Origin of the sequence: Flavobacterium sp. J27 (assembly GCF_004303025.1) — a bacterium.
In the GTDB taxonomy this organism is placed as follows: Bacteria; Bacteroidota; Bacteroidia; order Flavobacteriales; family Flavobacteriaceae; genus Flavobacterium.
The window spans coordinates 111,129-133,845 of the sequence record NZ_PJQW01000008.1; the positions used below are offsets into that span (position 1 = coordinate 111,129).

Consider the following 22,717-nt stretch of genomic DNA (forward strand, 5'->3'; position numbering starts at 1 on the left):
TTTAGGAATTAATTAGTTAATTTAATAAAACAAATATTATGTCTGAATTTTTAAATCAATTTGGAGAAGAATTGAAAAAGAATGTTGCGGGTTATTTAGCTGTAGCAATAACTGAAGTGAAAAGTGGAATTTCGTATTATTCTGATTCTGCTTTGCCTGATTTTGATCCAGAATTAGCGGCAGCTTACAATCTTGAAGTGGTTAAAGCGAAGTTGAATGCAATTAAAGCACTTAATTTGAATCAATCTATAGATAATATTATGATTAATTTAACGGGACAAATACATATAGTAGATGTTTCAGAAGACAATCAATATTTTATTTACCTAGCGGTTGATTCCACAAAATCAAATTTAGGAATGACAAAAGCATTATTAAATAAATACAAAAATTTAATCTCAGGAAAAATTTAATTTTTCATTTTTAGACATCCAAATATTTTCAATTGATTAAAGATATTTGGATGTTTAAAAATAGTTTTATTATTGTGATTTAGCAGATAATTCAAACCATCTTTCTTCTTTTTGCTCTAAAGTTTGAATTATTTTTTGGAGTTCGTTTGCCTTGGCTTCAATCTTGTCATCTGCTACTTTTCCATCGGCAAATTCTTTTTCAATTTTGGTTTTTTCGTGTTCCAAATCTTTAATTTCACGTTCAATTTTAGCGAGTTCCTTTTGTTCGTTAAAAGATAATCCGGAAGCTGTTGCATTTTTCTCTTTCCAATTTACTTTTTCGGTACTCACTGCATGGAGTTCTTTAGGTTCTGCCGAATCTTCATAACTTCTAAAATCGGAATAGTTTCCAGGAAAATCTTCTACTTTTCCTTCCCCTCTAAAAACAAATAAGTGATCCACAATTTTGTCCATGAAATAACGATCATGACTTACCACTAACAAGCACCCTGGATAATCTAAAAGAAAACTTTCCAAAACATTTAAGGTTACAATATCTAAATCATTGGTAGGTTCATCGAGGATTAAAAAATTTGGATTCTGAATTAAAACGGTACACAAGTACAATCTTTTTAATTCGCCACCACTTAATTTTTCTACAAAATCATATTGCTTTTTGGCATCAAAAAGGAAACGTTCTAATAGTTGTGATGCAGAAATGATCTTTCCTTTGGTTAGAGGGATGTATTCTCCATATTCTTTAATGATATCGATAACTTTTTGTCCTGGTTTTGGGTTGATGCCACTTTGTGTATAGTAACCAATTTTAATTGTGTCGCCAATAATTACTTTTCCTGAATCTGGTGACATTGTTTGCGTTAAAATATTTAGAAAGGTAGATTTGCCAGTTCCATTTTTTCCAATAATACCAATGCGTTCTCCCCGTTGGAAAGAATATGAAAAATCATCGAGTATGGTTTTTTCAGGGAATTTTTTAGTCACTTTTACCATTTCAATAATTTTGCTCCCCATTCGCTCCATATTAATCTCTAATTCTACTACATTTTCTTTTCTACGACTTTCGGCTTTTTCTTTAATTTTATAAAAGTCATCCTGACGCGATTTGGATTTGGTAGTTCTTGCTTTGGGTTGGCGACGCATCCAAGCTAATTCCTTAACAAAAAGGTTTTGTGCTTTATCGATACTCGCATTTTCAGAAGCAATTCGTTCTTCCTTTTTTTCTAAATAATACGAATAATTTCCTTTGTATTGGTATACCTTATTATTATCTAATTCAATAATTTCATTGCACACACGCTCTAGGAAAAAACGATCGTGTGTGACCATGAATAAAGTGATATTTTCTTTAGCAAAATAATCTTCTAACCATTCAATCATTTCTAAATCCAAGTGATTGGTTGGTTCATCTAAAATTAATAAATCAGGTCTATTAATTAATATGATAGCTAATGATAAGCGTTTTTTTTGACCACCAGAAAGATTTTTAACTTTTAATTTTAAATCATCTAATTTTAATTTAGATAAAATTTGCTTGTATTGTGTTTCAAAATCCCAAGCATTGTAGCGATCCATGTCATCAAAAGCTCTTTGGTATTGTTCTTCTTCTTCAGGATTTTCCAAAGCTTTTTCGTAAGCTTCTATAATTTTTAAGGTATCGTTATCTGAAGCAAAAATACTTTCCTCAATAGTTAGTTCGTCTTGCAAATTATTGTTTTGAGATAAAAAAGCCATATTAATTCCTTTTCGAAGTACTACTTGTCCCGAATCGGGTTCGTCTAAACCGTTAATCATATTCATGATGGTAGTTTTTCCGGAACCATTTTTAGCAATGAATGCAATTTTTTGATCTTTATTAATTCCAAAAGAAACGTTGTCAAATAAAACACGTTCTCCGTATGCTTTGGATATATTTTCGACTGAAAGGTAATTCATAAATGTAAGGTGTCAATTTTCAATAAGGCAATTTGCCATTTGTTTTGCAAAAGTAATTTTTTTGTTGAAGCTATAAAGTTTAAAATCTAAAAGTTTTGAATTTTAAGATATGTCGTAATTTGTCAATTTTAGGAATAAAAAAAGCTGTCTAAAAGACAGCTTTTTATTTTAACTTATTTCAAAACATCTACTTCAATATGACTATCACTATATACTTTCATAAAGGCTTTAGTATAATCGTCTTTAGTAGCTAAATACGGATTTTCTAAGAAACTTTGAGGGTTTACCATCATTAAAGGATACCAAGTACTTTGAATTTGGATTTGAATTTTATGACCTTTTTTAAACGTGTGTAATACATCTTGCAATCTAAAATTGATTTCAGTCTTTGTATTTGGTTTCAAAGGTTCAGGCTTTTCAAAGCTATTTCTAAAACGCGCAGGCATTATTTCACTACGGACCATTTGGTGGTAATTAGCATAAACTACATCGGGTTTGTCATGGTTCTCTGATTCGTCTAATGGATAAATATCAATTAATTTTACTATAAAATCGGCATCTGTGGCATCCGTAGCAATGTTTAGGTTAGCCATAATTTCTCCTGCCAGTGTCATGTCTTCAGTTAAATAATCTGTAGTAAAAGTCAATACATCAGGGCGACTTGTAGCAAAACGTTGGTCTTCACTCATGTAATTTCTTGGTGTAAAACCATTAAAATCGGCATAATTTTCACTACTTGGAACCGGTTTGTTTGGGTCACTAAAATATTCACTAAAATATATTTTCTGAGGTTTCTGTTGTAGTAATTCACCGTTAGAACGAAAATAGAAATTTAATTTACTAGCTTCTTTTGGGGGCCAATTTGTAAACTCATTCCATTCTTTTTTACCGGTGTCATACATATAGGCTTCTGGCAAATCAACAGCATTTTTGGCGTCTCCTTTTAGGTAATGATTAAAAAATTTGTATTCCATATTTTTTTGGTAAAAAGTAGCAATGCTATCCCCAAAATAAATTTGGTTATGATAATGTTTGCCTGTTTCTCTTGCCCAAGCACCATGAGAAAAAGGTCCCATTACAATAGTATTTTTTGCATTTGGACTTGTTTTTTCAATCGTTTTATAAATGTTTAAAGGGCCAGCTAAATCTTCTGCATCAAACCAACCACCTACAACCATTACAGCATGGTTAATGTTCTTTAAATGAGGTAATAAATTTCTTTTTTGCCAAAAAGCATCATAATTGGGATGCGTCATTACTTCATTCATGAAAAAATTATCGGAATAATAGGTGTCAACTGCTTCTTTTAAAGTACCAAGCTCATTATAAAAAACAGAACCATCTTTAGAAATAGGTTTAATATATTGGTCCATATACCAAGCTTTTTCTTCTGGTTTTGTTTTTTGTACTCCAAAAACAGAAAATGTTTTAAAATATCCCATTAAAAAAGCACCATTATGATGAAAATCATCAAAAAAGAAATCTGAAATAGGGGCTTGAGGTGAAGAAGCTACTAAAGCAGGATGATTTGCTAGTGTGCCTGCAGCAGTATAAAAACCAGGATAAGACGTACCATATTGACCTACTTTTCCATTATTGTTTTTAATGTTTTTAACAAGCCAATCAATGGTGTCATAAGTATCTGTGCTTTCATCAATATTGTTTTTCGAAGTGTGTTCTACCTGTGGAGTCATGTTTGTAAAAGTACCTTCACTCATATATCGTCCTCTCACATCTTGGTAAACAAAAATGTATTTGTCTTGTAAAAGGAATGTATTTGGTCCTAATGATTTTTTAAAATTTTCTTCCCCATATGGAGCAATACTATAGCAAGTACGTTGCATTAAAAGAGGATATTTGTTATTTCTTGAAATGTCTTTCGGAGTATAAATTGCTGTAAATAATTTTACACCATCTCGCATAGGAATGTATACTTCTTTTTTATCATAATTTGCTGCTATATCCTCCTGAGAGAATGAAACAATTGAAAATAATAAAAGTATAATTTGAGCAAATGTTTTCATTTTGGTACAATATTTATTTTCTTCGAAGATATTGAGATTTTTAAATATGTCAAAAACAAATAAATAATACTTTTTTAAAATTTTATAAGAATATTTATATTCGCGTCATGCAACTCTCAGTTATTATTCTAAACTATAATGTGCGCTATTTTTTAGAGCAATGTATTTATAGTGTTCAAAAAGCACTCGCAAATTTGAATCCCGACGATTCTGGAGAAATTATTATTGTAGATAATAATTCATCTGATGGGAGTTGCGAAATGGTGAAAAGATTATTTCCAAATATTCAATTAATTGAAAACAAGGAAAATTTAGGATTTCCAAAAGGAAACAATATTGGTGTTGCTGTTGCTAAGGGAGAGTATATTTGTATCTTAAATCCAGATACTGTGCTTGCAGAAGATACTTTTACGAAGTTGTTTCAAGCAGATTATGGACAACAAAACACAGGTATTGTAGGTTGTAAACTGATTGATGGCTCTGGGAGCTTTTTACCAGAAAGTAAGCGAGGACTACCTACACCATGGGTTTCGATTACTAAAATTTTTGGGTTATATAAACTTTTTCCAAAATGGCATTGGTTTAATCAATATTATGCACAGCATATTTCCGAGAATACTTCTGGTAAAGTAGCTATATTAGTAGGGGCTTTTATGTTTATGAAACGCAATTTATATTTAGAAATAGGTGGTTTTGATGAAGATTGTTTTATGTATTCTGATGATATTGATTTAAGTTATACAGCAATTAAACATGGGTATGAAAATTATTATTACCCTAAAACGACAATCATACATTATAAAGGAGAAAGCACAGTAAGAGATGGTGCTTATATGGAAAGATTTCGTAATGCCATGCAGTATTTTTATAAAAAACACTTTAAAAAATCTTTCTTATTTGATACAATGATGCGTTTTGGTAGTTTCTTGTTTGTTATTTTAAAGAAGAATCAACAAAATACAGCAAAAAGAAAAATTGATAGTTACATAATATTTACAAAAAATAAATTTGATTTAAATGTAGGAGAACCAATATGTTATCTTTCTTCGTTTGAAATGTTTAAAAAGGTTTCGGGTGAAAATATTGAAATTATATTTAATACAGATGATTTTAGTTATGTAGAAATTATTAATTTTATGCAGTTAAATAAGAATAAAAATATTACATATAAGAACTATTTTCCTCATTCTAAGTTTCTAATTGGAAGCAATAATTCAAATGATAGAGGTGAAGTGAGATTACTGTAAAATAATATTAAATTCCTTATAAAAACATCTTTTTTTTATTATTTTTGCAAAACAGATTAAAAAAAACAACTTTAGTTTAGAAATATGGCAAAGTTTGAATTGAAATTACCTAAAATGGGTGAAAGTGTTGCAGAAGCAACAGTGACTAACTGGCTAAAGCAAGTTGGAGATAAAATTGAAATGGATGAAGCGGTCTTGGAAATAGCGACAGATAAAGTCGATAGTGAAGTACCTTCTGAAGTTGCTGGTACATTAGTAGAGATTCTATTTAATGTAGATGATGTAGTACAAGTGGGTCAAACAATTGCTATTATTGAAACAGATGGAGGAGCTGTTGCAAGTCAGCCAGAAGTCGTAAATGAAACTCCAGTTGAGGAGCATGTTGCTGAAGAGCTTACTAACACTATTGAAACAGTACAAGAAACGGTAAGTACAATAGATTTTTCTGATGCCAATAAATTCTATTCGCCATTGGTAAGAAATATAGCTAAAGAAGAAGGCGTTACCTTAGAAGAACTAGAAGTAATGGAAGGTACCGGAAAAGGTGGTCGTGTAAATAAAGAAGATATTTTAAATTATATTAAGGAGAGAAATACAAAATTCGCTGTTTCTAAAAAAGAAACAATTCCACAACCGCAATCAGCAGTTTCTGAAACGAAATCAACAACAGTTTCAGAGCAACCGCAGCCTGTTTCAACAGTAGTGCCTACGTCAGTTAATGGTGCAGACGAAATTGTAGAAATGGATAGAATGCGTAAACTGATATCGAAATACATGGTAGAATCTGTTCAAACATCTGCTCATGTACAGTCTTTTATTGAAGTTGACGTAACTAATATTGTTAAATGGAGAGATAAAGTAAAAGGCGCTTTCGAAAAAAGAGAAGGGGAAAAATTAACCTTTACGCCTATTTTTATGGAAGTAGTTGCGAAAGCGTTAAAAGATTTCCCAGGAATGAATATTTCAGTTGATGGAGACTATATTATCAAAAAGAAAAATATTAATTTAGGAATGGCTGCTGCTTTACCAAATGGTAATTTAATAGTGCCTGTTATTAAAAATGCGGATCAGTTAAATTTAGTTGGAATGGCTAAAACAGTAAATGATTTGGCTAACAGAGCTAGAATAGGTAAATTAAAACCAGACGATACGCAAGGAGGGACTTATACGGTTACTAATGTGGGTACTTTCGGTTCTGTTTTTGGAACACCAATCATCAATCAGCCACAAGTAGGTATCTTAGCATTAGGAGCTATTCGAAAAGTTCCGGCTGTAATCGAAACTTCTGAAGGTGATTTTATTGGTATTCGTCAAAAAATGTTCTTATCTCACTCTTATGATCATAGAGTTGTCGATGGTGCTTTGGGAGGTAGTTTTGTGAAAAGAGTAGCAGAATATTTAGAAGCATGGGATAGTAATAGAGATATTTAATTTATAATCAAATAATATGATTACCCGACAAACTCGTCAGTTTGTCGGGTTTTTATTTTTAATTTTATCTTTGCAAAAAAAACTTAAAAAATAATGGAATTAAAACTTAATAGGCCAATATGCTTTTTTGATCTAGAAACTACAGGTATAGATGTAGCTAAAGATAGAATTGTAGAAATTTCTGTATTTAAAGTATATCCAAACGGAAATAAAGAAAGTAAAACATGGTTAGTTAATCCAACGATACCCATTCCTCCACAAACAACAGCTGTTCATGGGATAACCAATGAGAAAGTTGCTAATGAGCCTCCTTTTAGTGAATTAGCACCTCATGTTTATAATATGATAAAAGATTCAGATTTAGCAGGTTTTAATTCAGACCGTTTTGATATTCCCTTATTGGCAGAAGAAATGTTACGAGCAGGAGTAGATTTTGATATGAAGAATAGGGTTTCTATAGATATTCAAACTATTTTTCATAAAAAAGAGGAGCGAACCTTAAGTGCGGCCTACAAATTTTATTGTAATGAAAGTTTAGAAAATGCACATAGCGCGGAAGCTGATACCATGGCAACTTATGAAATTTTAAAAGCCCAATTAGATCGATATGAAGATTTGGAAAATGATATTAAATCATTATCAGAATTTACCACAAGAAAAAAAACAGTTGATTTTGCAGGCTTTATCGTTTTAAATAAAGAGGATAAAGAAGTTTTTTCTTTTGGTAAACATAAAGGAGTGCTTGTTGAAGATGTTTTAGAAAAAGAACCTGGCTACTTCAGTTGGTTGCAAAATGCAGATTTCCCTTTGTATACTAAAAAAGTGTTAACTGGAATTAAATTAAGAAAATTAAATACAAAATAAAAAAGAATAATTGTGTTAGTATTGTCACTAACCTTAAGACTAATCATTGAAAGAATGAAGATAATTTGCATCGGTAGAAATTATGTAGATCATATTTCGGAGTTGAATAATGAAAAACCATCAGAACCAGTTATTTTTTTAAAGCCAGAAACGGCAGTTTTACCTAAAAAAACGCCTTTCTATATTCCAGATTTTAGTCAAGATGTGCATCATGAAGTGGAAGTTTTGGTAAAAATTTGTAAAGTAGGAAAATATATTAGTCCTAAATTTGCTTCCAACTATTATGAAGAGATTGGTTTAGGGATAGATTTTACGGCTAGAGACCTACAAAGCCAATTAAAAGCAAAAGGTTTACCTTGGGAAAAAGCCAAAGCGTTTGACCATTCAGCGATTATTGGTAGCTTTTTATCGAAAAAATCGTTTACATCGGTAGAAAATATTAACTTTGAGTTAAGAAGTAATGGAGCTGTTGTACAAACTGGAAACACTTCATTAATGCTCTGGAAAATAGATGAAATAATAGCTTATGTTTCACAGTTTTTCACTTTAAAAAAAGGTGATGTAATATTCACTGGGACGCCAAAAGGTGTTGCTTCTGTAAAAGCAGGAGATGTTTTAGAAGGGTTTATTGAAAATAACCAAACTTTCAAGATTCAAGTTAAATAATTATATATGGCATTACAGTACAATTTATCAAAAGTGTATGAGATTTCTGAGAACGATGTAGAGTTTGCACTTCAAATTGTGAATCTTTTTTTACAAGAGGTACCAGATGAGATAAAATCAATAAAAGTAGGTATTGAAGAAAAAGATTATTCTAGGACGTATGCTGCTGCACACAAAATTAAACCTTCACTAGACTTATTAGGCATGGATTTGGCTTATGATGAAAATATTCAAATCATGACATGGGCTAAGTCTGAAGGGAAAAAAAAAGATATCAAAGAAGTTTATAAATCTCTTAAAGATAGAGTAGATTTAGCTATTAAAGAGTTAAAGAAAGATTTCAAATTATAATTCCAATTCATTTATGAAAGCTGCAATTGTTACCATTGGTGATGAGATTCTTATTGGGCAAATTATAGATACAAATTCCTCATACATAGCGAAAGCTTTAGATAAAATTGGAATAGCAACTTACGAAATGTTTTCTATATCCGACGAGAAAGATCATATTTTGCAAACACTACATTATTTTCAAAATAAAGTAGATCTAGTGATTGTTACTGGAGGATTAGGACCAACAAAAGATGATATTACCAAAAAAACATTCTGCGAGTATTTTAATGATAATTTAGTTGAGGATGCGGTTGTACTAGCTCATGTTACTGCTTTAATAGAAGGGTTTTATAAAAGACCAATCACACAAATTAACAAGGAACAAGCTTTAGTTCCTTCTCGAGCAGAAATTCTATTTAATAAAATAGGAACAGCTCCTGGAATGTGGATGGAAAAAGAAAAAACAGTGTATATTTCTTTGCCTGGAGTGCCTTATGAGATGCAATATCTTGTAAATAATGAGGTGATTCCAAGATTAGTTCAAAAATTTAAGCGTCCCTATATTATTCATAAAACGGTAATGACTTATGGCAGAGGAGAAAGTTTATTAGCAGAACAAATAGAAACTTGGGAAGATAACCTACCAAAAAATATAAAATTAGCGTATTTGCCAGCTCCAGGAAGAGTAAGGTTACGATTAACGGCTAGAGGAGAAGAAGAAGAAGTTTTAAAAACAGCTTTAGAAGCACAAATAAAAGCTTTGTACCAATTAATAGGTGAGGTTATTGTTGGAATTGGCGAAGAAGAAGTCATTGAAGTTGTAGTTGGCAATTTATTAAAAGAAAAAAAAGCAACATTAGCTTTGGCAGAAAGCTGTACAGGAGGAAAAATTGCTGAAATGATTACCTCTGTGCCAGGAGCTTCCTCTTATTTTAAGGGAAGCGTGGTAAGTTATGCTACTGAATCGAAAATAAATGTTTTGGGGGTTGATAAGACTTTAATCAATGATTTTTCAGTGGTAAGCGAGCAAGTTGCAAAAAATATGGCACTTCAAGCGCAGCAACTTTTTAAAACAGATTATGCTATCGCAACCACGGGCAATGCAGGTCCAGAAAAAGGAGATTCAGAAGCAAATGTAGGAACAGTTTATATTGCTTTAGCCACTCCAGAAACAGTTTATTGTGAGGAATTTAATTTTGGACAGCCTCGTGTAAAAGTGGTTGATAGGGCGGTAAATAAGGCCTTTGAAATACTTTATAAAGAAATTTTAAAAAATTAATAAAAGATAGTTGTGTAATTGGATTCAATTTTGTTTCTTTGCACCCTGATTTTGAATAACGAAATAAAGAGTATAAATAATGTCAAGAGTTTGTGAACTTACAGGTAAAAGAGCAATGGTAGGGAACAATGTTTCTCACGCTATGAATAAAACTAAGAGAAAATTCTCTGTTAATTTATTTAAAAAGCGTTTTTATATTGCTGAAGAAGATAGATGGGTAACCTTAAAGGTTTCTGCATCTGCATTAAAGACAATTAATAAAAATGGTATTGCTGCTGTTCTTAAAAAAGCAAAAGCAGACGGAATGATTAAATAATTCCTAGAATCCTTAATAATATATCAAGATGGCAAAGAAAGGTAATAGAATTCAGGTTATTTTAGAGTGTACAGAGCATAAAGCATCTGGTGTAGCAGGAACATCTCGTTACATTACTACTAAAAACAAAAAAAATACTCCAGATAGATTAGAGATTAAAAAATTTAATCCAATCTTGAAAAAAGTAACAGTTCATAAAGAAATTAAATAATATTAAGTCATGGCAAAGAAAACCGTAGCAACTTTACAAACTTCTTCAAAGAGATTAACCAAAGCTATAAAAATGGTTAAATCTCCAAAAACAGGTGCTTACACATTCGTTGAATCAGTTATGGCTCCTGAATTAGTTGATGATTATTTAAAAAAGAAATAATTCTTTTTTTCAATTTATATAGAAAAGCTACTTTCATTTGAAAGTAGCTTTTTTATTTTTACATTTGCCAATAAATAGTAAATACATATGAGTTTTTTTAAAAGAATTTTTTCTTCAGAAAAAAAGGAAACTTTAGATAAAGGTTTAGAAAAGACAAAAACATCTTTCTTCTCCAAATTAACCAAAGCAGTAGCTGGTAAATCAAATGTAGATGATGAGGTTTTAGATAATCTCGAAGAAATTTTAGTTTCTTCTGATGTAGGTGTAGATACTACCTTGAAAATTATCAGAAGAATAGAGGATAGGGTGGCAGCAGATAAGTATTTAGGTACAGATGAGCTAAATAAAATTTTAAGGGAAGAAATAGCAGGTTTATTAGCTGAAAATAATACAGGTAATGAAACCGATTTTATTGTTCCAGAAGGAAAGAAGCCTTATGTTATTATGGTGGTTGGAGTAAATGGTGTAGGTAAAACAACAACTATTGGTAAACTAGCGAACCAGTTTAAAAAAGCAGGATACAGTGTTGTGTTAGGCGCTGCAGATACTTTTAGAGCAGCAGCTATTGACCAGTTGCAGATTTGGGCTGATCGCGTAAATATTCCTATTGTACGTCAACAAATGGGTAGTGATCCTGCTTCTGTAGCTTTTGATACCTTGCAATCTGCTGTAGCTCAAAACGCTGATGTAGTCATTATTGATACAGCTGGACGTTTGCATAATAAGGTAAACTTAATGAATGAGTTAACAAAAGTAAAGCGTGTCATGCAAAAAGTGGTAGAAAATGCCCCTCATGATGTTATGTTGGTTTTAGATGGCTCAACTGGCCAAAACGCATTTGAACAAGCAAAGCAATTCACAGCTGCTACAGAAGTTACTAGTTTGGCTGTTACAAAATTAGACGGGACAGCAAAAGGAGGTGTTGTTATAGGAATTTCTGATCAATTTAAGATTCCAGTAAAATATATTGGAGTAGGAGAAGGTATTGAAGATTTGCAGGTGTTTAATAAGTTTGAGTTTGTGGATTCTTTCTTCAAATAATAAATGTTAAAGCGATTTTTTAGTTTTTTAATAAATATATCTTTTATTTGGTATTTTATTACCTCGGTTATTTTGGCAGTTATTGTGTATCCTTTAGAAGAAACACACAACGAAACATTTGTTATTAGTAGGTTAATTAGTTTTGTACTATTCTATTTTTCTATTATTCTATTTTTTACAGTTAAGAGAAAATAATAATGCGTTATAATTCTATTTATTCATTTTTTTTAATTTCAATTAGTACTATTTTTAGTTTTAATAAGGACACTTTTCAGGAATTTTCTAAAGAAAATGTTTATGTGGAATCGTATGCAGAAATCAAAGCGAAAATTGAATTAGAAAGAAGTACGTTGAAAAATAAAACTATTTCTAAAGATTCTATTTCTGAAATATTTACCAGAAACTTAGTCGATTATGTGTTCCCATATTGGTATGGAACAAAATGGTCTTTTGAAGGACATACTAGTATTCCTAAAAATGGAGAAGTTGCCTGTGGTTATTTTGTTTCTACCACTTTAAGAGATATTGGTCTTGCTGTTAATAGGTATAAGTTGGCACAGCAATTGCCTGTAAATGAAGCTTATAGTTTAGCTGTTTTAGATTCTGTTCGTGTCATTAAACATAAAACTAGTGTAGATTGTCAAGAGGAACTTTATAGGGTTTTAAAAGAAGGTATATATTTTATTGGATTTGACAAAAGTCACGTAGGTTTTATTTTTAAAAAAGATAATCAATTATATATTATTGATTCTAATTTTTTTTCAGGAGAAGTACAAAAAGAAGGAATTGAGACATCAAAAGTCTTTCATTATTTTTCAACTTTTTATATTACACCTTTAAGTACCAATGAAAGTCTCCTTGAAAAATGGATTAATAAAAAGGAAATTAAAGTTGTTACGTCTCATCAATAATTCTTAATTGATTACAGAACTGATTTTTCCCCATAATACATTATCAAAATCTGAAAGTGCAAAATTAGAACCATCGGCTGCATCTCCCATTCTGATAACAACTAATTTTCGACTAGGAACCACATAGATTTTTTGATCATTTTTTCCTAATGCCATATACATATCATCCGGTCCATTTGGAATTAATTCTCCTGGAAATTGAATTTGTGTTTGAGGTAAATGGTATGTGGATTTTCCATTTAACCACCATAAGTATCCGTAGGCTTCGTTTATGTTTTGCGAAGTGGTAATGGCATTGGTGAAGAAATTAGTATTGATAATTTGAGTTTCGTTCCATTTCCCATTGTTTAATGCTAATAAACCAAAACGAGCCATGCTTCTTGTGGTGCTCCAATAAACGCTTAAATCGCCATTTGGAATCCAAGCACCTGTCATTCCAATTGGGCTTTTTAATTTGCTATTAAAATAGGAATCCCAAGTTTGTCCTGAAGCAGTTGCAACTACATCTTGTAATTTTACATATACATTATGATAAGCCCATCTTGTTCCAGCGTCAGCTATATATTGAAGGTTTGCGGGAGATACATCATCTCCTAAGCTGTCGTCTAATCCAGAATTCATGCTTAGCAAGTTTTTGCAAGTTATCAGGTTTTCTTTAGTCAGAGGAGCACTCGTCCATCCAGTACCTAAATAATCAGAAACTTTATTATTAATATTAAGCAATCCTTCTTGTTCAGCTATTCCTGTTACGGTGGAAGTAAGTGTTTTGCCAGCGCTTGCCCAGTACCAAGCAGAAGTATTGGTATGACCGTTAAAATAATATTCCATTACAATTTTGCCATTATGTAATATAATAAAACTTTTACTGTTTTTTGTTTCTAAATAATTTAATAAATCTGGAATGTTATTTTGGTTCCATGACAAGCTTGCGGGCGTTTTAGTTTCCCAAGTTGTGACGTCATTTGGAGGGAAATACATATTTTCTTCTGTTGTAGAAATAATTGTGTCTTCTGAATTACTACAACTATATAATATTGAAAGGAATGAAAAAAGAATGTAAATTCGTTTCATAAAGGATTATTTCTAGTTTAGACAATAAAAATAAAAAATAGTTTAATTTATCTCTTCGAAATATGTAATTTTATTTAAAATTTAGAGAATGAAAAAAATAGTATTCAGTTTTCTTTTTCTTGTAGTGTTATCATGCTCAGAAAAAAAGGCTACAATAGATATACAAGCTTTAGGCGGAATTTGGGAAATTGAAAAAGTTATTTTAGCAGATCAGAGGGTTAAAGAGTATAAAATAAATGAATCAGTAGAACAGATAAATTTAGATAAAAATAAAGGTACTAGAAGGAAGGTTGTGATGCTTTATAATGGTAATTTTGTACTGAATAATGTAATTCAAGAATTTACGATAGAACAAAAAGAAGGTAATGTTATCTTGTTAAATCATACTGAGTTTTCAGATTGGAAAGAAGTGATACAAGACTTAAGTGATACAAGGTTAGTTTTAAAAAACGAACAAGGAATAGAATATTATTATAAAAAACGAACAGACATAAAATTAGGCAAAGATGGCAAAGCGATTTAGTGAGGAGGTTTCTATAAAAGAGGTATTACAAAGTTTTGTAATCCAAAATAAATTAGAAACAGGAATGGATAAAGTGAAAATAAAAGAAGCTTGGGTGCAAATTATGGGTAATGGAGTGGCTAATTATACAGAAGCTATAGATTTGAAAAATAAAACATTATATGTGCGTCTTACATCAGCTGTTTTAAGAGAAGAACTTTCTTATGGAAAAGAAAAGATTGTGAAAATGATTAATGAAGAAATGGGAAAAGAAATTATAACTAAAGTAGTGCTTTCTTAAATTGTAAACTGAAAGGATAACAAAAAGAGCGATTCAATTTGAATCGCTCTTTTTATTGAATTATAAGCAACTATTAATAGTAAGTGTATCGTCTTACTTTAGAAATGTATTTTGCTAATCGAATTACTTGGTGACTATAACCATATTCATTGTCATACCAAACATACATTACAATATTTTTACCGTCTGCAGATACAATAGTAGCGTTACTATCATATATAGATGGTGCAGAAGTGCCTACAATATCTGAGGATACTAATTCATTATTTAATGAATATTTAATTTGCTCTACTAGTTTTCCTTCTAAAGCATATTTCTTCATGATATTATTCAATTCGGCTACTGTGGTTTCTTTATTTACTTCTAAATTTAAAACTACTAAAGATCCATTTGGAACAGGTACACGAATGGCATTAGAAGTTAGTTTTCCAGCTAAACTTGGTAACGCTTTCGCAACTGCACTTCCTGCACCAGTTTCTGTAATTACCATATTTAAAGCAGCAGAACGTCCTCTACGGTATTTTTTATGCATATTGTCAACCAAGTTTTGATCATTGGTATACGCATGAATCGTTTCAATATGACCTTTAACAACTCCTAATGTATCTTCTACTACTTTTAAAATTGGGGTAATAGCATTAGTAGTACAAGAAGCAGCAGAATAAATAGTTACTTCATCAGGGTTAAAATCTTCATGATTTACACCATAAACAATATTTGGAACTCCTTTTCCAGGTGCTGTTAGTAATACTTTATCTACACCTTTTGAAGTTAAATGTCTCTTTAAAGCTTCTTCTGTAGTAAAGGCTCCTGTGTTGTCAATTACTAAAGCGTCTTCTATTCCATAAGTGGTATAATCAATTTCTTCTGGACTTGAAGCTGTAATAATATGAACTGTTGTTCCGTTTATAATTAAAGCATTGTTTTCAATATCTGCCTGAACTGATCCTTCAAAATCTCCATGTACAGAATCATAACGTAATAAGGATGCTCTTTTTTCTAATAAAACGGCATCTGTTTTATCTCTAGTCACAATTGCTCTTAAACGTAATTGTTGTCCTTTCCCTATTTTACTCATCATTTCACGAGCTAAAAGACGACCAATTCTTCCAAAACCATATAAAACGACATCTTTTGGTTTAATTTCTTTGTAATCTCTAGCATTCTTCAATTTGTCAATTACAAAAGCTTTAGAATCATTATATTTATTGTCTTCTAAATGATATTCGTAAGTAAGTTTACCAATGTCAATTCTTGAAGGAGGTAAGTCTAAACTTTGAATAGCACTTGCAATTTCAACTGAATCAAAAATGTTGATTGGTTTTCCAACAAATTGTACTGCATATTCATGAAGGTTGATAATGTCGCTCACGCTTCGGTCTATCAGTTGGTTTCTGAAAAGAATCAATTCTATTGATTTATCATACCATAAATCACTAACGATTTTAATAAATTCGACGCACGCTTTTCTTCTATCGGCTTGAAATGTAAGCTCTTTTTCGTATAAAGTGTTGTTGTTCATGAAGTAAAAAATAAAATGGTGTTGTGTAATTTTTTTGCAAAAGTACTCATTTCAATCGTTTTCGTAAAATATTTTTTCAAATAAAAATCCGTATAAAAATATTTTGTCTCAATGTAAATTAAAGTATTTTTGGAACAATTAATCTATACCCAAAATGAAATTTAATTGTACTGCTATTTTTTTGTTCTTTTTTTTAATTTCTCATGCTCAAGAGCAAACAAAACCTAAAAAGTGGTTGCGAATTGGTTTTTTATATGGTTATTCTTCTCAAGATACCTTTGTAAAGCAAGATAGCGACTATTTTTATGAAAACAATTTTTATAAAATATCGAGTCATTTTAATTTGTCTAAAAATGAAAATCATACTTGGGAATTACTGGTAGAACCAAGTTATTACAGATCTAAACATCAATTAGTAAATTATTGGTTCATTAGTCATACAGTTCCTAATGGCGATGAATTGCGAGCTAAATTTATGCCTCTTAAATCTATGAATGAATATGTTTTAAATTTAGGAGTTATTTATCGTTATTATTTTAATCCTAGAATGTCTGTTTATGGTTTGGCAAATGTAGGCCCTATGTATATCGATACAGAAACGGAACGTTTGCAAAAAGGATTTGCTTTTAGTGATATTTTTGGTTTAGGCACTAATTATAAATTAGGTCGGATTTCTTTAGATGCGAAATGTTTGTTTAGACATGTGTCTAATGCAAATATTCAGAAGCCTAATTTTGGTTATAATGCGGTTGGTTTTGAATTGGGTACCTATTATGAATTTAATTAAAATAAAAACAGCATTCATTATCAAAACGAATGCTGTTTAATTATGAAAATTAAGATGAAAATTAAAATATTACTTGTAACAGTTGACCGTCTTTTGTAATTAATTTATATTGCGATCGTGGATTCTTTTTGCTTTTTAAATAAGATGTTATTTTTTCTGCATTATCAACTTTTCTTCCATCTACAGTTAATACAATGCTTCCTTCTAGAGCGTCTGAATATTCCATTATCTCAGGATTTTTTATGGTTTTAATACGTACACCATAATCAATATTGTTTTCTTTTTTCTCATTGATAGAAATATCTTCAAACTCTACACCATTTGCTTCTAAAATTAATAATTCTCTTTTTGTTAATTTAACAGGAATAATTTTTTCATCTCCTTCTCTTAAAACAGTAACATTAACTATTTCTTCTGGACGTTTGGAATTAATGTAGGTAGTTAAATCATTGAACTTATTTATTTTTTTATGATCAATTTTTATAATGATATCTCCTTCTTTAATACCTGCTTTTTCAGCACCCGACTTTTTGGTTACTCCTCCTACATAAAAACCTTCTGTTTGTTGAACACCTAACTCTTTTGAGAAAACGCTATTCAACTCTCTACCTTCAATTCCTAGTACACCTCTTTGAACATTTCCAAATTCCATTAAATCTTCAATTATTTTTCGGGTAATGTTTGAAGGTACTGCAAATGAATAGCCCGTATAACTTCCTGTAGGTGATGAAATCATTGTGTTAATTCCAACTAATTCTCCACGTGTGTTAACCAAAGCACCACCACTGTTTCCTGGATTTACCGCTGCATCTGTCTGAATAAAAGATTGTAATCCTTGGTTGCTTAAATCTCTTGCTTTAGCAGAAACAATGCCTGCTGTTACAGTAGAAGTTAAATTGTATGGATTACCAACTGCTAAAACCCATTCTCCTACTTTAATATTTTCTGAATCTCCAAAAACAATATAAGGTAACTTTTCATCGGTATCAATTTTTATCAAAGCAATATCCATGTTTGAATCAGTACCAATTAACTTGGCAGGGTAACTTTTATTGTTATTTAAGGTAACCTCTAACTGACTAGCGTTGTCAATCACGTGATTATTGGTAACGATATAACCATCTTCTGAAATAATTACACCAGAACCCGTTCCAACTTGCATTTGTTGTTGTCCGCCACCTCTTCCGTAACCAAATATATACTCCATTGGGTTACTATATACTCTTTGTAACGTCATGTTCTTAACGTGTACTACACTATGAACTGCTGTCTCGGCTGCAACAGTGAAATCAATGTTTTCAGGGCCTAAGGATACATTTTTTGCGTAGTTTGGAGCTACAGAAATTAAAGATGTATTTTTAGGTTCCAAAAATAATTTATAAGCACCTAAAGTTATGGCGCCACTTAGTAATGCTACTAAAAAAATACTTCCTAATCTTTTCATATAAATTCAATTTTTTAGAGTTATAAATATGATGCTTTTCTTAAATTTTTGATTCAAATAATCTAAAAAGTAATTTTATAATAATTCAATCATTTGTTTTCATTGTAAAATTAAACACAAAAATTTAACAAAAAATCAGTTTAACGCTCACTTAACAATGTTTAACATCTTTTTAATAGAACTTAAAACAATAAGATCATCAAAGAAATAAACATTTTTTAGATACTAATATTTATTTGTATTCGTTACTTCTTTGTTTTTATCTTTGTGTATTCTAAAAAAGAAAAATGAAGCTTACATTTTATAAATATCAAGGAACAGGTAATGATTTTGTTATGATTGATAATCGTCATAATACTTTTCCCAAAAATGATACCAAACTTGTTGCATTTTTATGTGATAGAAGATTTGGAATAGGAGCAGATGGATTAATTTTACTCGAAAATCATGAACAATATGATTTTAAAATGGTGTACTATAATTCAGATGGAAATGAGAGTAGTATGTGTGGTAATGGAGGAAGATGCTTGGTCGCTTTTGCCAAACAATTAGAAATTGTTCAAAATGAAGCACAGTTTGAAGCCATAGATGGCTATCACTTTGCGACTATTTCAAAAGAAAATTTAATTTCTCTACAAATGAAAGATGTTACTAAAATTGAAGTATTTCCAAATCATACTTTCTTGAATACAGGTTCTCCACATCATGTTGAAATGGTTTCCGATTTAACTCATTTTGATGTTAAGACTGTTGGGAGTCAAATTAGATATTCTGATTTATATGGAAAAGCTGGAAGTAATATCAACTTTGTAAAACAAATAGATAATGACAAATTTGCAGTACGAACCTATGAAAGAGGTGTTGAAGATGAAACATTATCTTGTGGAACGGGTGTTACCGCAGTAGCTATTGCGATGTATCATAATAAAGTAACACCATCAAATCATGTTAAATTGCAAGTAAAAGGAGGGAATTTAGAAGTGAATTTTGAAGAAGAAAATGGAAAGTTTAAACATGTTTTTTTAACTGGTCCAGCCAAATTTGTTTTTGAAGGAATCATTGAAATATAATTTTATGTTAACAATAATTAGATTAGTGTTTGTCATGTTACTTTTTGTTTCTTGCTCAAACAGAAAAAGTAATGAACATAACACACCAAAAGCACTTTCAAATGGAAATAATTTGTCTTATGATTCCTTTATAAGAAAGGGTAGAGGAGATGTTTTAGATGGCTTATATAAAGAGGCTTTAGAAAATAATTCGGAATTAAAACAACTTGATGCAGAAATTAACAAGCTAAGAAAGTTGGGTAATGATAGTTTAGATTTATACAAAAACTATGTTGCTAATAATGAAAGGTATTGGAATAGTGTAGAACAAAAACTAAACAGCATTAAAGATTCTGTTTTTAGGTCTAAAATGCAACAAGATTTAGTAAAAATGCATGAGAAATTTACGACTATAAATAAAGACAACATAAAAAATGATAGCTTGTTAAATATAAAGTCTGAGTTGATGAGAGATTATTATATTATGTTACAAATAAGAGTAACTTCAAAAATTATGGAAAAGTATCAGGAAAATGGACTTCCGAAAACTGATAATTATAAAGATATTCTTAAAAAATATGACAGTGTTATTGATGCTACAAAATCATTTATAAAAAAAACAAATTGATTACATTAAAAGGACAACATATCTATTTAAGAGCTTTAGAGCCTGAAGATTTGGAATTTGTATATACTATTGAAAATGATGAAAGGATATGGGAAATTAGTAATACAATTACCCCTTACAGTAAGTTTTTAATTCGTCAGTATCTAGAAAATGCACACCAAGATATTTATGAAGCCAAACAACTCCGATTAGCGATTTGTCTCTTAAGTTCTGATGTAGCTGTAGGTTTAATTGATTTGTTTGATTTTGATCCCAAAAATAGTAGAGCGGGAATCGGTATTTTAATTCAAAAAGAAGAATATCGAGAAAAAGGTATTGGTACAGAAGCCTTAGAATTAGTAATAAATTATGCTTTTAAGCAATTACAATTACATCAGTTATATGCAAATATAGGTGTTGAAAATAAAGTTAGTTTGCAACTTTTTTCTAAATTTGGGTTCCAAGAAATTGGAGTTAAAAAAGATTGGAACAAAGTCAACGGAGTGTATAAAGACGAATATTTGGTACAGTTAATTAATCCTAAACATAAATAAATTGAAATTAAAAAGAATCCTAGCTTTTATAGCGGTAGCAGGAATTTTTGTAGCAGGAATTGTAGGTTACGTAGTGTATAAAAAAGCCTTTGTTTCTAATACAAAATTTTCTCAAAACGAAGTATTTGTAAATATTCCTACAAATGCTACTTTCAATGAAGTAAAAGAAATTTTAAACCCATATCTTACAAATATTGATAATTTTGATTTCATGGCTTCAAGCCGAAAATATCCTCAAAATATAAAAGCAGGTCGCTTTTTAATTAAAAAAGGGATGAGTAATTTTGATATCGTACGTGCCTTACGTAATAATATTCCTATACGAATTGCTTTTAATAATCAGGAAAGTATCGGAAATTTAGCAGGAAGATTAGCATCTCAAACCGAACCAGACAGTTTAGCCTTTGTAAAAGCATTTACAGACCCACAATTTTTAACCGAAAATGAATTTACTAAAGAAACTGTTTTAGCTCTTTTTATTCCAGATACTTATGAGTTTTACTGGAATACATCAGCAACTAAAATAGCAGATAAAATGGCTAAAAATTACCGTCGCTTTTGGAATAACGAAAGAAAAATGAAAGCGATGAACAAGAAGTTAACACCACTCGAAGTGTCTACTTTAGCCTCAATTGTTCAAAAAGAAACGGTAAAAATAGATGAAAGGCCTAGAGTTGCAGGAGTTTATTTAAATAGATTAGCAACTGGAATGCCATTGCAAGCAGATCCAACCATTATTTACGCTTTAAAAAAGCAATCGGGAGATTTCAATCAAGTCATTAAAAGAGTTTTATATGATGATTTAAAAATCGATTCACCCTATAATACTTATATTAATTCGGGGTTGCCACCAGCGCCTATTACAATGCCAGATATTTCTGCCATAGATGCAGTCTTAAATGCAGAAAAACACGACTACTATTATTTTTGTGCTAGTCCGTCTAAACCAGGATATCATGCTTTTGCAGCTAATTTTACTCAACATCAAATTAACGCAAGAGAATACAGTCAATGGGTGAATAAGTTAGGAATTAATCGATAGTTTTTGGAGCGAAGCGATAGTACATACTGGTCGTCCATTTACCTGCTTTTTGTTGCAATCTTTTCTTGTTTCAAGGCAAACAAGAAAAGGATTTTCACTACAATCAGGGCTATTAGGCTTTTCCTTTTTTTGTTGGGAGGTTGTTCTGTTTTTTCTCAATCTTCACTCAATCAGTTTTTAAAGCCTTCCGATACCTTACATAAAAAAAGAAGGACAACTGTTTTTGCAAGCGAAGTTGGAGTTTTAGGAGGAACATTAATTGGTTTGAATCAACTTTGGTATAAAGATTATCCAAAGAGTCATTTTCATTTTATTAATGATAATGAAGAATGGTTACAAATGGACAAAGTAGGCCATATGTATTCGTCATATCATTTAGGAAGAATAGGAGCGGAAGCATTAGCTTGGAGTGGTGCTTCAGAAAAACAGCAAATACTTTATGGAGCTACCTTAGGATTAGGGTTTTTAACAGTCGTAGAGATGTTTGATGGTTTTTCTCAGGAATGGGGAGCCTCTTCTGGAGATATGTTAGCTAATTTCTCAGGAACTGCCTTATATGTTTCTCAACAATTGTTATGGAAAGAACAACGAATTACTCCGAAATTTTCTTTTCATCGAACACATTATGCCAGTTTACGACCTAAAACGTTAGGAGATGGCTTGCAAGAAGAAATTTTAAAAGATTACAACGGACAAACGTATTGGTTGTCTTTCAATATAAACTCTTTTGTGAAAACAAAATGTATTCCTAATTGGTTAAATGTAGCCATAGGATATGGAGGAGAAGGGATGTTGTATGGAACAAATCTAGAAGCAATAAAGAACAACTATACTCAAATTACATCACGTCAATTGTATCTAAGTTTAGATGTAAATCTGACGAAAATTGAAACAAAATCTCCTTTTTTTAAAACTATTTTCTCTGTTTTTAATACGATAAAAATTCCCGCACCAACACTTCAAATTGTTGGTTTTGACGGATTTAAGACGCACTTAGTCTATTTTTAG

25 protein-coding genes are annotated in these 22,717 nt (G+C 30.8%); 20 read left to right on the forward strand and 5 right to left on the reverse strand.

Features of this window, described 5'->3' with window-relative positions; genetic code table 11:
- Nucleotides 1–38 precede the first annotated feature (38 nt).
- On the forward strand, nucleotides 39–413 hold the full coding sequence (locus CX675_RS12420; protein WP_130735563.1) for a hypothetical protein: 375 nt from the start codon (nucleotides 39–41) through the stop codon (nucleotides 411–413).
- Between the two features lie 69 nt (nucleotides 414–482).
- On the opposite strand, the gene CX675_RS12425 is transcribed toward CX675_RS12420, so the two are convergent.
- A complete protein-coding gene (locus CX675_RS12425; RefSeq protein ID WP_130735564.1) occupies nucleotides 483–2,345 on the reverse strand; it encodes an ABC-F family ATP-binding cassette domain-containing protein in 1,863 nt (620 codons plus the stop codon).
- 173 nt (nucleotides 2,346–2,518) lie between these two features.
- A complete protein-coding gene (locus tag CX675_RS12430; protein ID WP_130735565.1) occupies nucleotides 2,519–4,369 on the reverse strand; it encodes a CocE/NonD family hydrolase in 1,851 nt (616 codons plus the stop codon).
- Between the two features lie 107 nt (nucleotides 4,370–4,476).
- Between CX675_RS12430 and CX675_RS12435 the strand changes: the two genes are divergently transcribed.
- The 11 genes from CX675_RS12435 (at nucleotide 4,477) to CX675_RS12485 (ending at nucleotide 12,830) form a co-directional block, all read left to right on the forward strand.
- Entirely contained in the window at nucleotides 4,477–5,616 is a 1,140-nt protein-coding gene (locus CX675_RS12435) for a glycosyltransferase family 2 protein (protein ID WP_130735566.1), read from the forward strand.
- A gap of 84 nt (nucleotides 5,617–5,700) precedes the next feature.
- The gene (locus CX675_RS12440) at nucleotides 5,701–7,047 is read left to right on the forward strand and encodes a dihydrolipoamide acetyltransferase family protein (protein WP_130735567.1); all 1,347 of its coding nucleotides are present in this window, start codon (nucleotides 5,701–5,703) and stop codon (nucleotides 7,045–7,047) included.
- Nucleotides 7,048–7,140: 93 nt separating this feature from the next.
- Nucleotides 7,141–7,911: a 3'-5' exonuclease gene (locus CX675_RS12445; RefSeq protein WP_130735568.1), complete on the forward strand. Its 771-nt coding sequence runs from the start codon at nucleotides 7,141–7,143 to the stop codon at nucleotides 7,909–7,911.
- Between the two features lie 54 nt (nucleotides 7,912–7,965).
- A complete protein-coding gene (locus CX675_RS12450) occupies nucleotides 7,966–8,577 on the forward strand; it encodes a fumarylacetoacetate hydrolase family protein (protein WP_130735569.1) in 612 nt (203 codons plus the stop codon).
- 6 nt (nucleotides 8,578–8,583) lie between these two features.
- Nucleotides 8,584–8,928 (forward strand): Hpt domain-containing protein, encoded by a 345-nt coding sequence (locus tag CX675_RS12455; protein WP_130735570.1) that lies wholly within the window; start codon nucleotides 8,584–8,586, stop codon nucleotides 8,926–8,928.
- Nucleotides 8,929–8,941: 13 nt separating this feature from the next.
- Nucleotides 8,942–10,189 (forward strand): competence/damage-inducible protein A, encoded by a 1,248-nt coding sequence (locus CX675_RS12460; protein ID WP_130735571.1) that lies wholly within the window; start codon nucleotides 8,942–8,944, stop codon nucleotides 10,187–10,189.
- Between the two features lie 79 nt (nucleotides 10,190–10,268).
- Nucleotides 10,269–10,505: a 50S ribosomal protein L28 gene (rpmB, locus tag CX675_RS12465; RefSeq protein ID WP_130735572.1), complete on the forward strand. Its 237-nt coding sequence runs from the start codon at nucleotides 10,269–10,271 to the stop codon at nucleotides 10,503–10,505.
- A 28-nt stretch (nucleotides 10,506–10,533) separates the two neighbouring features.
- The gene (gene rpmG / locus CX675_RS12470; RefSeq protein WP_026714106.1) at nucleotides 10,534–10,716 is read left to right on the forward strand and encodes a 50S ribosomal protein L33; all 183 of its coding nucleotides are present in this window, start codon (nucleotides 10,534–10,536) and stop codon (nucleotides 10,714–10,716) included.
- Nucleotides 10,717–10,725: 9 nt separating this feature from the next.
- Entirely contained in the window at nucleotides 10,726–10,878 is a 153-nt protein-coding gene (locus tag CX675_RS12475) for a DUF4295 domain-containing protein (RefSeq protein WP_130735573.1), read from the forward strand.
- A gap of 87 nt (nucleotides 10,879–10,965) precedes the next feature.
- Entirely contained in the window at nucleotides 10,966–11,919 is a 954-nt protein-coding gene (ftsY, locus tag CX675_RS12480; protein WP_130735574.1) for a signal recognition particle-docking protein FtsY, read from the forward strand.
- Between the two features lie 197 nt (nucleotides 11,920–12,116).
- Nucleotides 12,117–12,830: a hypothetical protein gene (locus tag CX675_RS12485; RefSeq protein ID WP_130735575.1), complete on the forward strand. Its 714-nt coding sequence runs from the start codon at nucleotides 12,117–12,119 to the stop codon at nucleotides 12,828–12,830.
- 3 nt (nucleotides 12,831–12,833) lie between these two features.
- On the opposite strand, the gene CX675_RS12490 is transcribed toward CX675_RS12485, so the two are convergent.
- Entirely contained in the window at nucleotides 12,834–13,901 is a 1,068-nt protein-coding gene (locus CX675_RS12490) for a serine hydrolase (RefSeq protein WP_130735576.1), read from the reverse strand.
- Nucleotides 13,902–13,989: 88 nt separating this feature from the next.
- On the opposite strand from CX675_RS12490, the gene CX675_RS12495 reads away from it, so the two are divergent.
- Complete coding sequence (locus tag CX675_RS12495) at nucleotides 13,990–14,424, forward strand: hypothetical protein (protein WP_130735577.1); 435 nt, start codon at nucleotides 13,990–13,992, stop codon at nucleotides 14,422–14,424.
- Nucleotides 14,408–14,704, forward strand: coding sequence for a DUF721 domain-containing protein (locus CX675_RS12500; RefSeq protein ID WP_130735578.1), 297 nt, complete (start codon nucleotides 14,408–14,410; stop codon nucleotides 14,702–14,704). The genes CX675_RS12495 and CX675_RS12500 overlap by 17 nt, the downstream gene beginning before the upstream one ends.
- Before the next feature lie 73 nt (nucleotides 14,705–14,777).
- Here CX675_RS12500 and CX675_RS12505 read toward each other — a convergent pair whose 3' ends face one another.
- The gene (locus CX675_RS12505) at nucleotides 14,778–16,226 is read right to left on the reverse strand and encodes a glyceraldehyde-3-phosphate dehydrogenase (RefSeq protein ID WP_130735579.1); all 1,449 of its coding nucleotides are present in this window, start codon (nucleotides 16,224–16,226) and stop codon (nucleotides 14,778–14,780) included.
- A gap of 154 nt (nucleotides 16,227–16,380) precedes the next feature.
- On the opposite strand from CX675_RS12505, the gene CX675_RS12510 reads away from it, so the two are divergent.
- Nucleotides 16,381–17,013 (forward strand): acyloxyacyl hydrolase, encoded by a 633-nt coding sequence (locus tag CX675_RS12510; RefSeq protein WP_130735580.1) that lies wholly within the window; start codon nucleotides 16,381–16,383, stop codon nucleotides 17,011–17,013.
- A 61-nt stretch (nucleotides 17,014–17,074) separates the two neighbouring features.
- Here CX675_RS12510 and CX675_RS12515 read toward each other — a convergent pair whose 3' ends face one another.
- Nucleotides 17,075–18,457: a S1C family serine protease gene (locus tag CX675_RS12515; RefSeq protein WP_130735581.1), complete on the reverse strand. Its 1,383-nt coding sequence runs from the start codon at nucleotides 18,455–18,457 to the stop codon at nucleotides 17,075–17,077.
- A 287-nt stretch (nucleotides 18,458–18,744) separates the two neighbouring features.
- On the opposite strand from CX675_RS12515, the gene dapF reads away from it, so the two are divergent.
- From dapF to CX675_RS12540, 5 genes are all read left to right on the forward strand, one after another.
- On the forward strand, nucleotides 18,745–19,527 hold the full coding sequence (gene dapF, locus CX675_RS12520; protein WP_130735582.1) for a diaminopimelate epimerase: 783 nt from the start codon (nucleotides 18,745–18,747) through the stop codon (nucleotides 19,525–19,527).
- Nucleotides 19,528–19,531: 4 nt separating this feature from the next.
- Nucleotides 19,532–20,134, forward strand: a complete 603-nt coding sequence (locus CX675_RS12525) for a hypothetical protein (protein ID WP_130735583.1) — start codon at nucleotides 19,532–19,534, stop codon at nucleotides 20,132–20,134.
- Nucleotides 20,131–20,667, forward strand: a complete 537-nt coding sequence (locus CX675_RS12530; protein WP_130735584.1) for a GNAT family N-acetyltransferase — start codon at nucleotides 20,131–20,133, stop codon at nucleotides 20,665–20,667. Before CX675_RS12525 ends, CX675_RS12530 begins: the two co-directional genes overlap by 4 nt.
- Before the next feature lies 1 nt (nucleotide 20,668).
- The gene (gene mltG / locus CX675_RS12535) at nucleotides 20,669–21,709 is read left to right on the forward strand and encodes an endolytic transglycosylase MltG (RefSeq protein ID WP_130735585.1); all 1,041 of its coding nucleotides are present in this window, start codon (nucleotides 20,669–20,671) and stop codon (nucleotides 21,707–21,709) included.
- A 129-nt stretch (nucleotides 21,710–21,838) separates the two neighbouring features.
- Nucleotides 21,839–22,717, forward strand: a complete 879-nt coding sequence (locus CX675_RS12540) for a DUF2279 domain-containing protein (protein ID WP_370277742.1) — start codon at nucleotides 21,839–21,841, stop codon at nucleotides 22,715–22,717.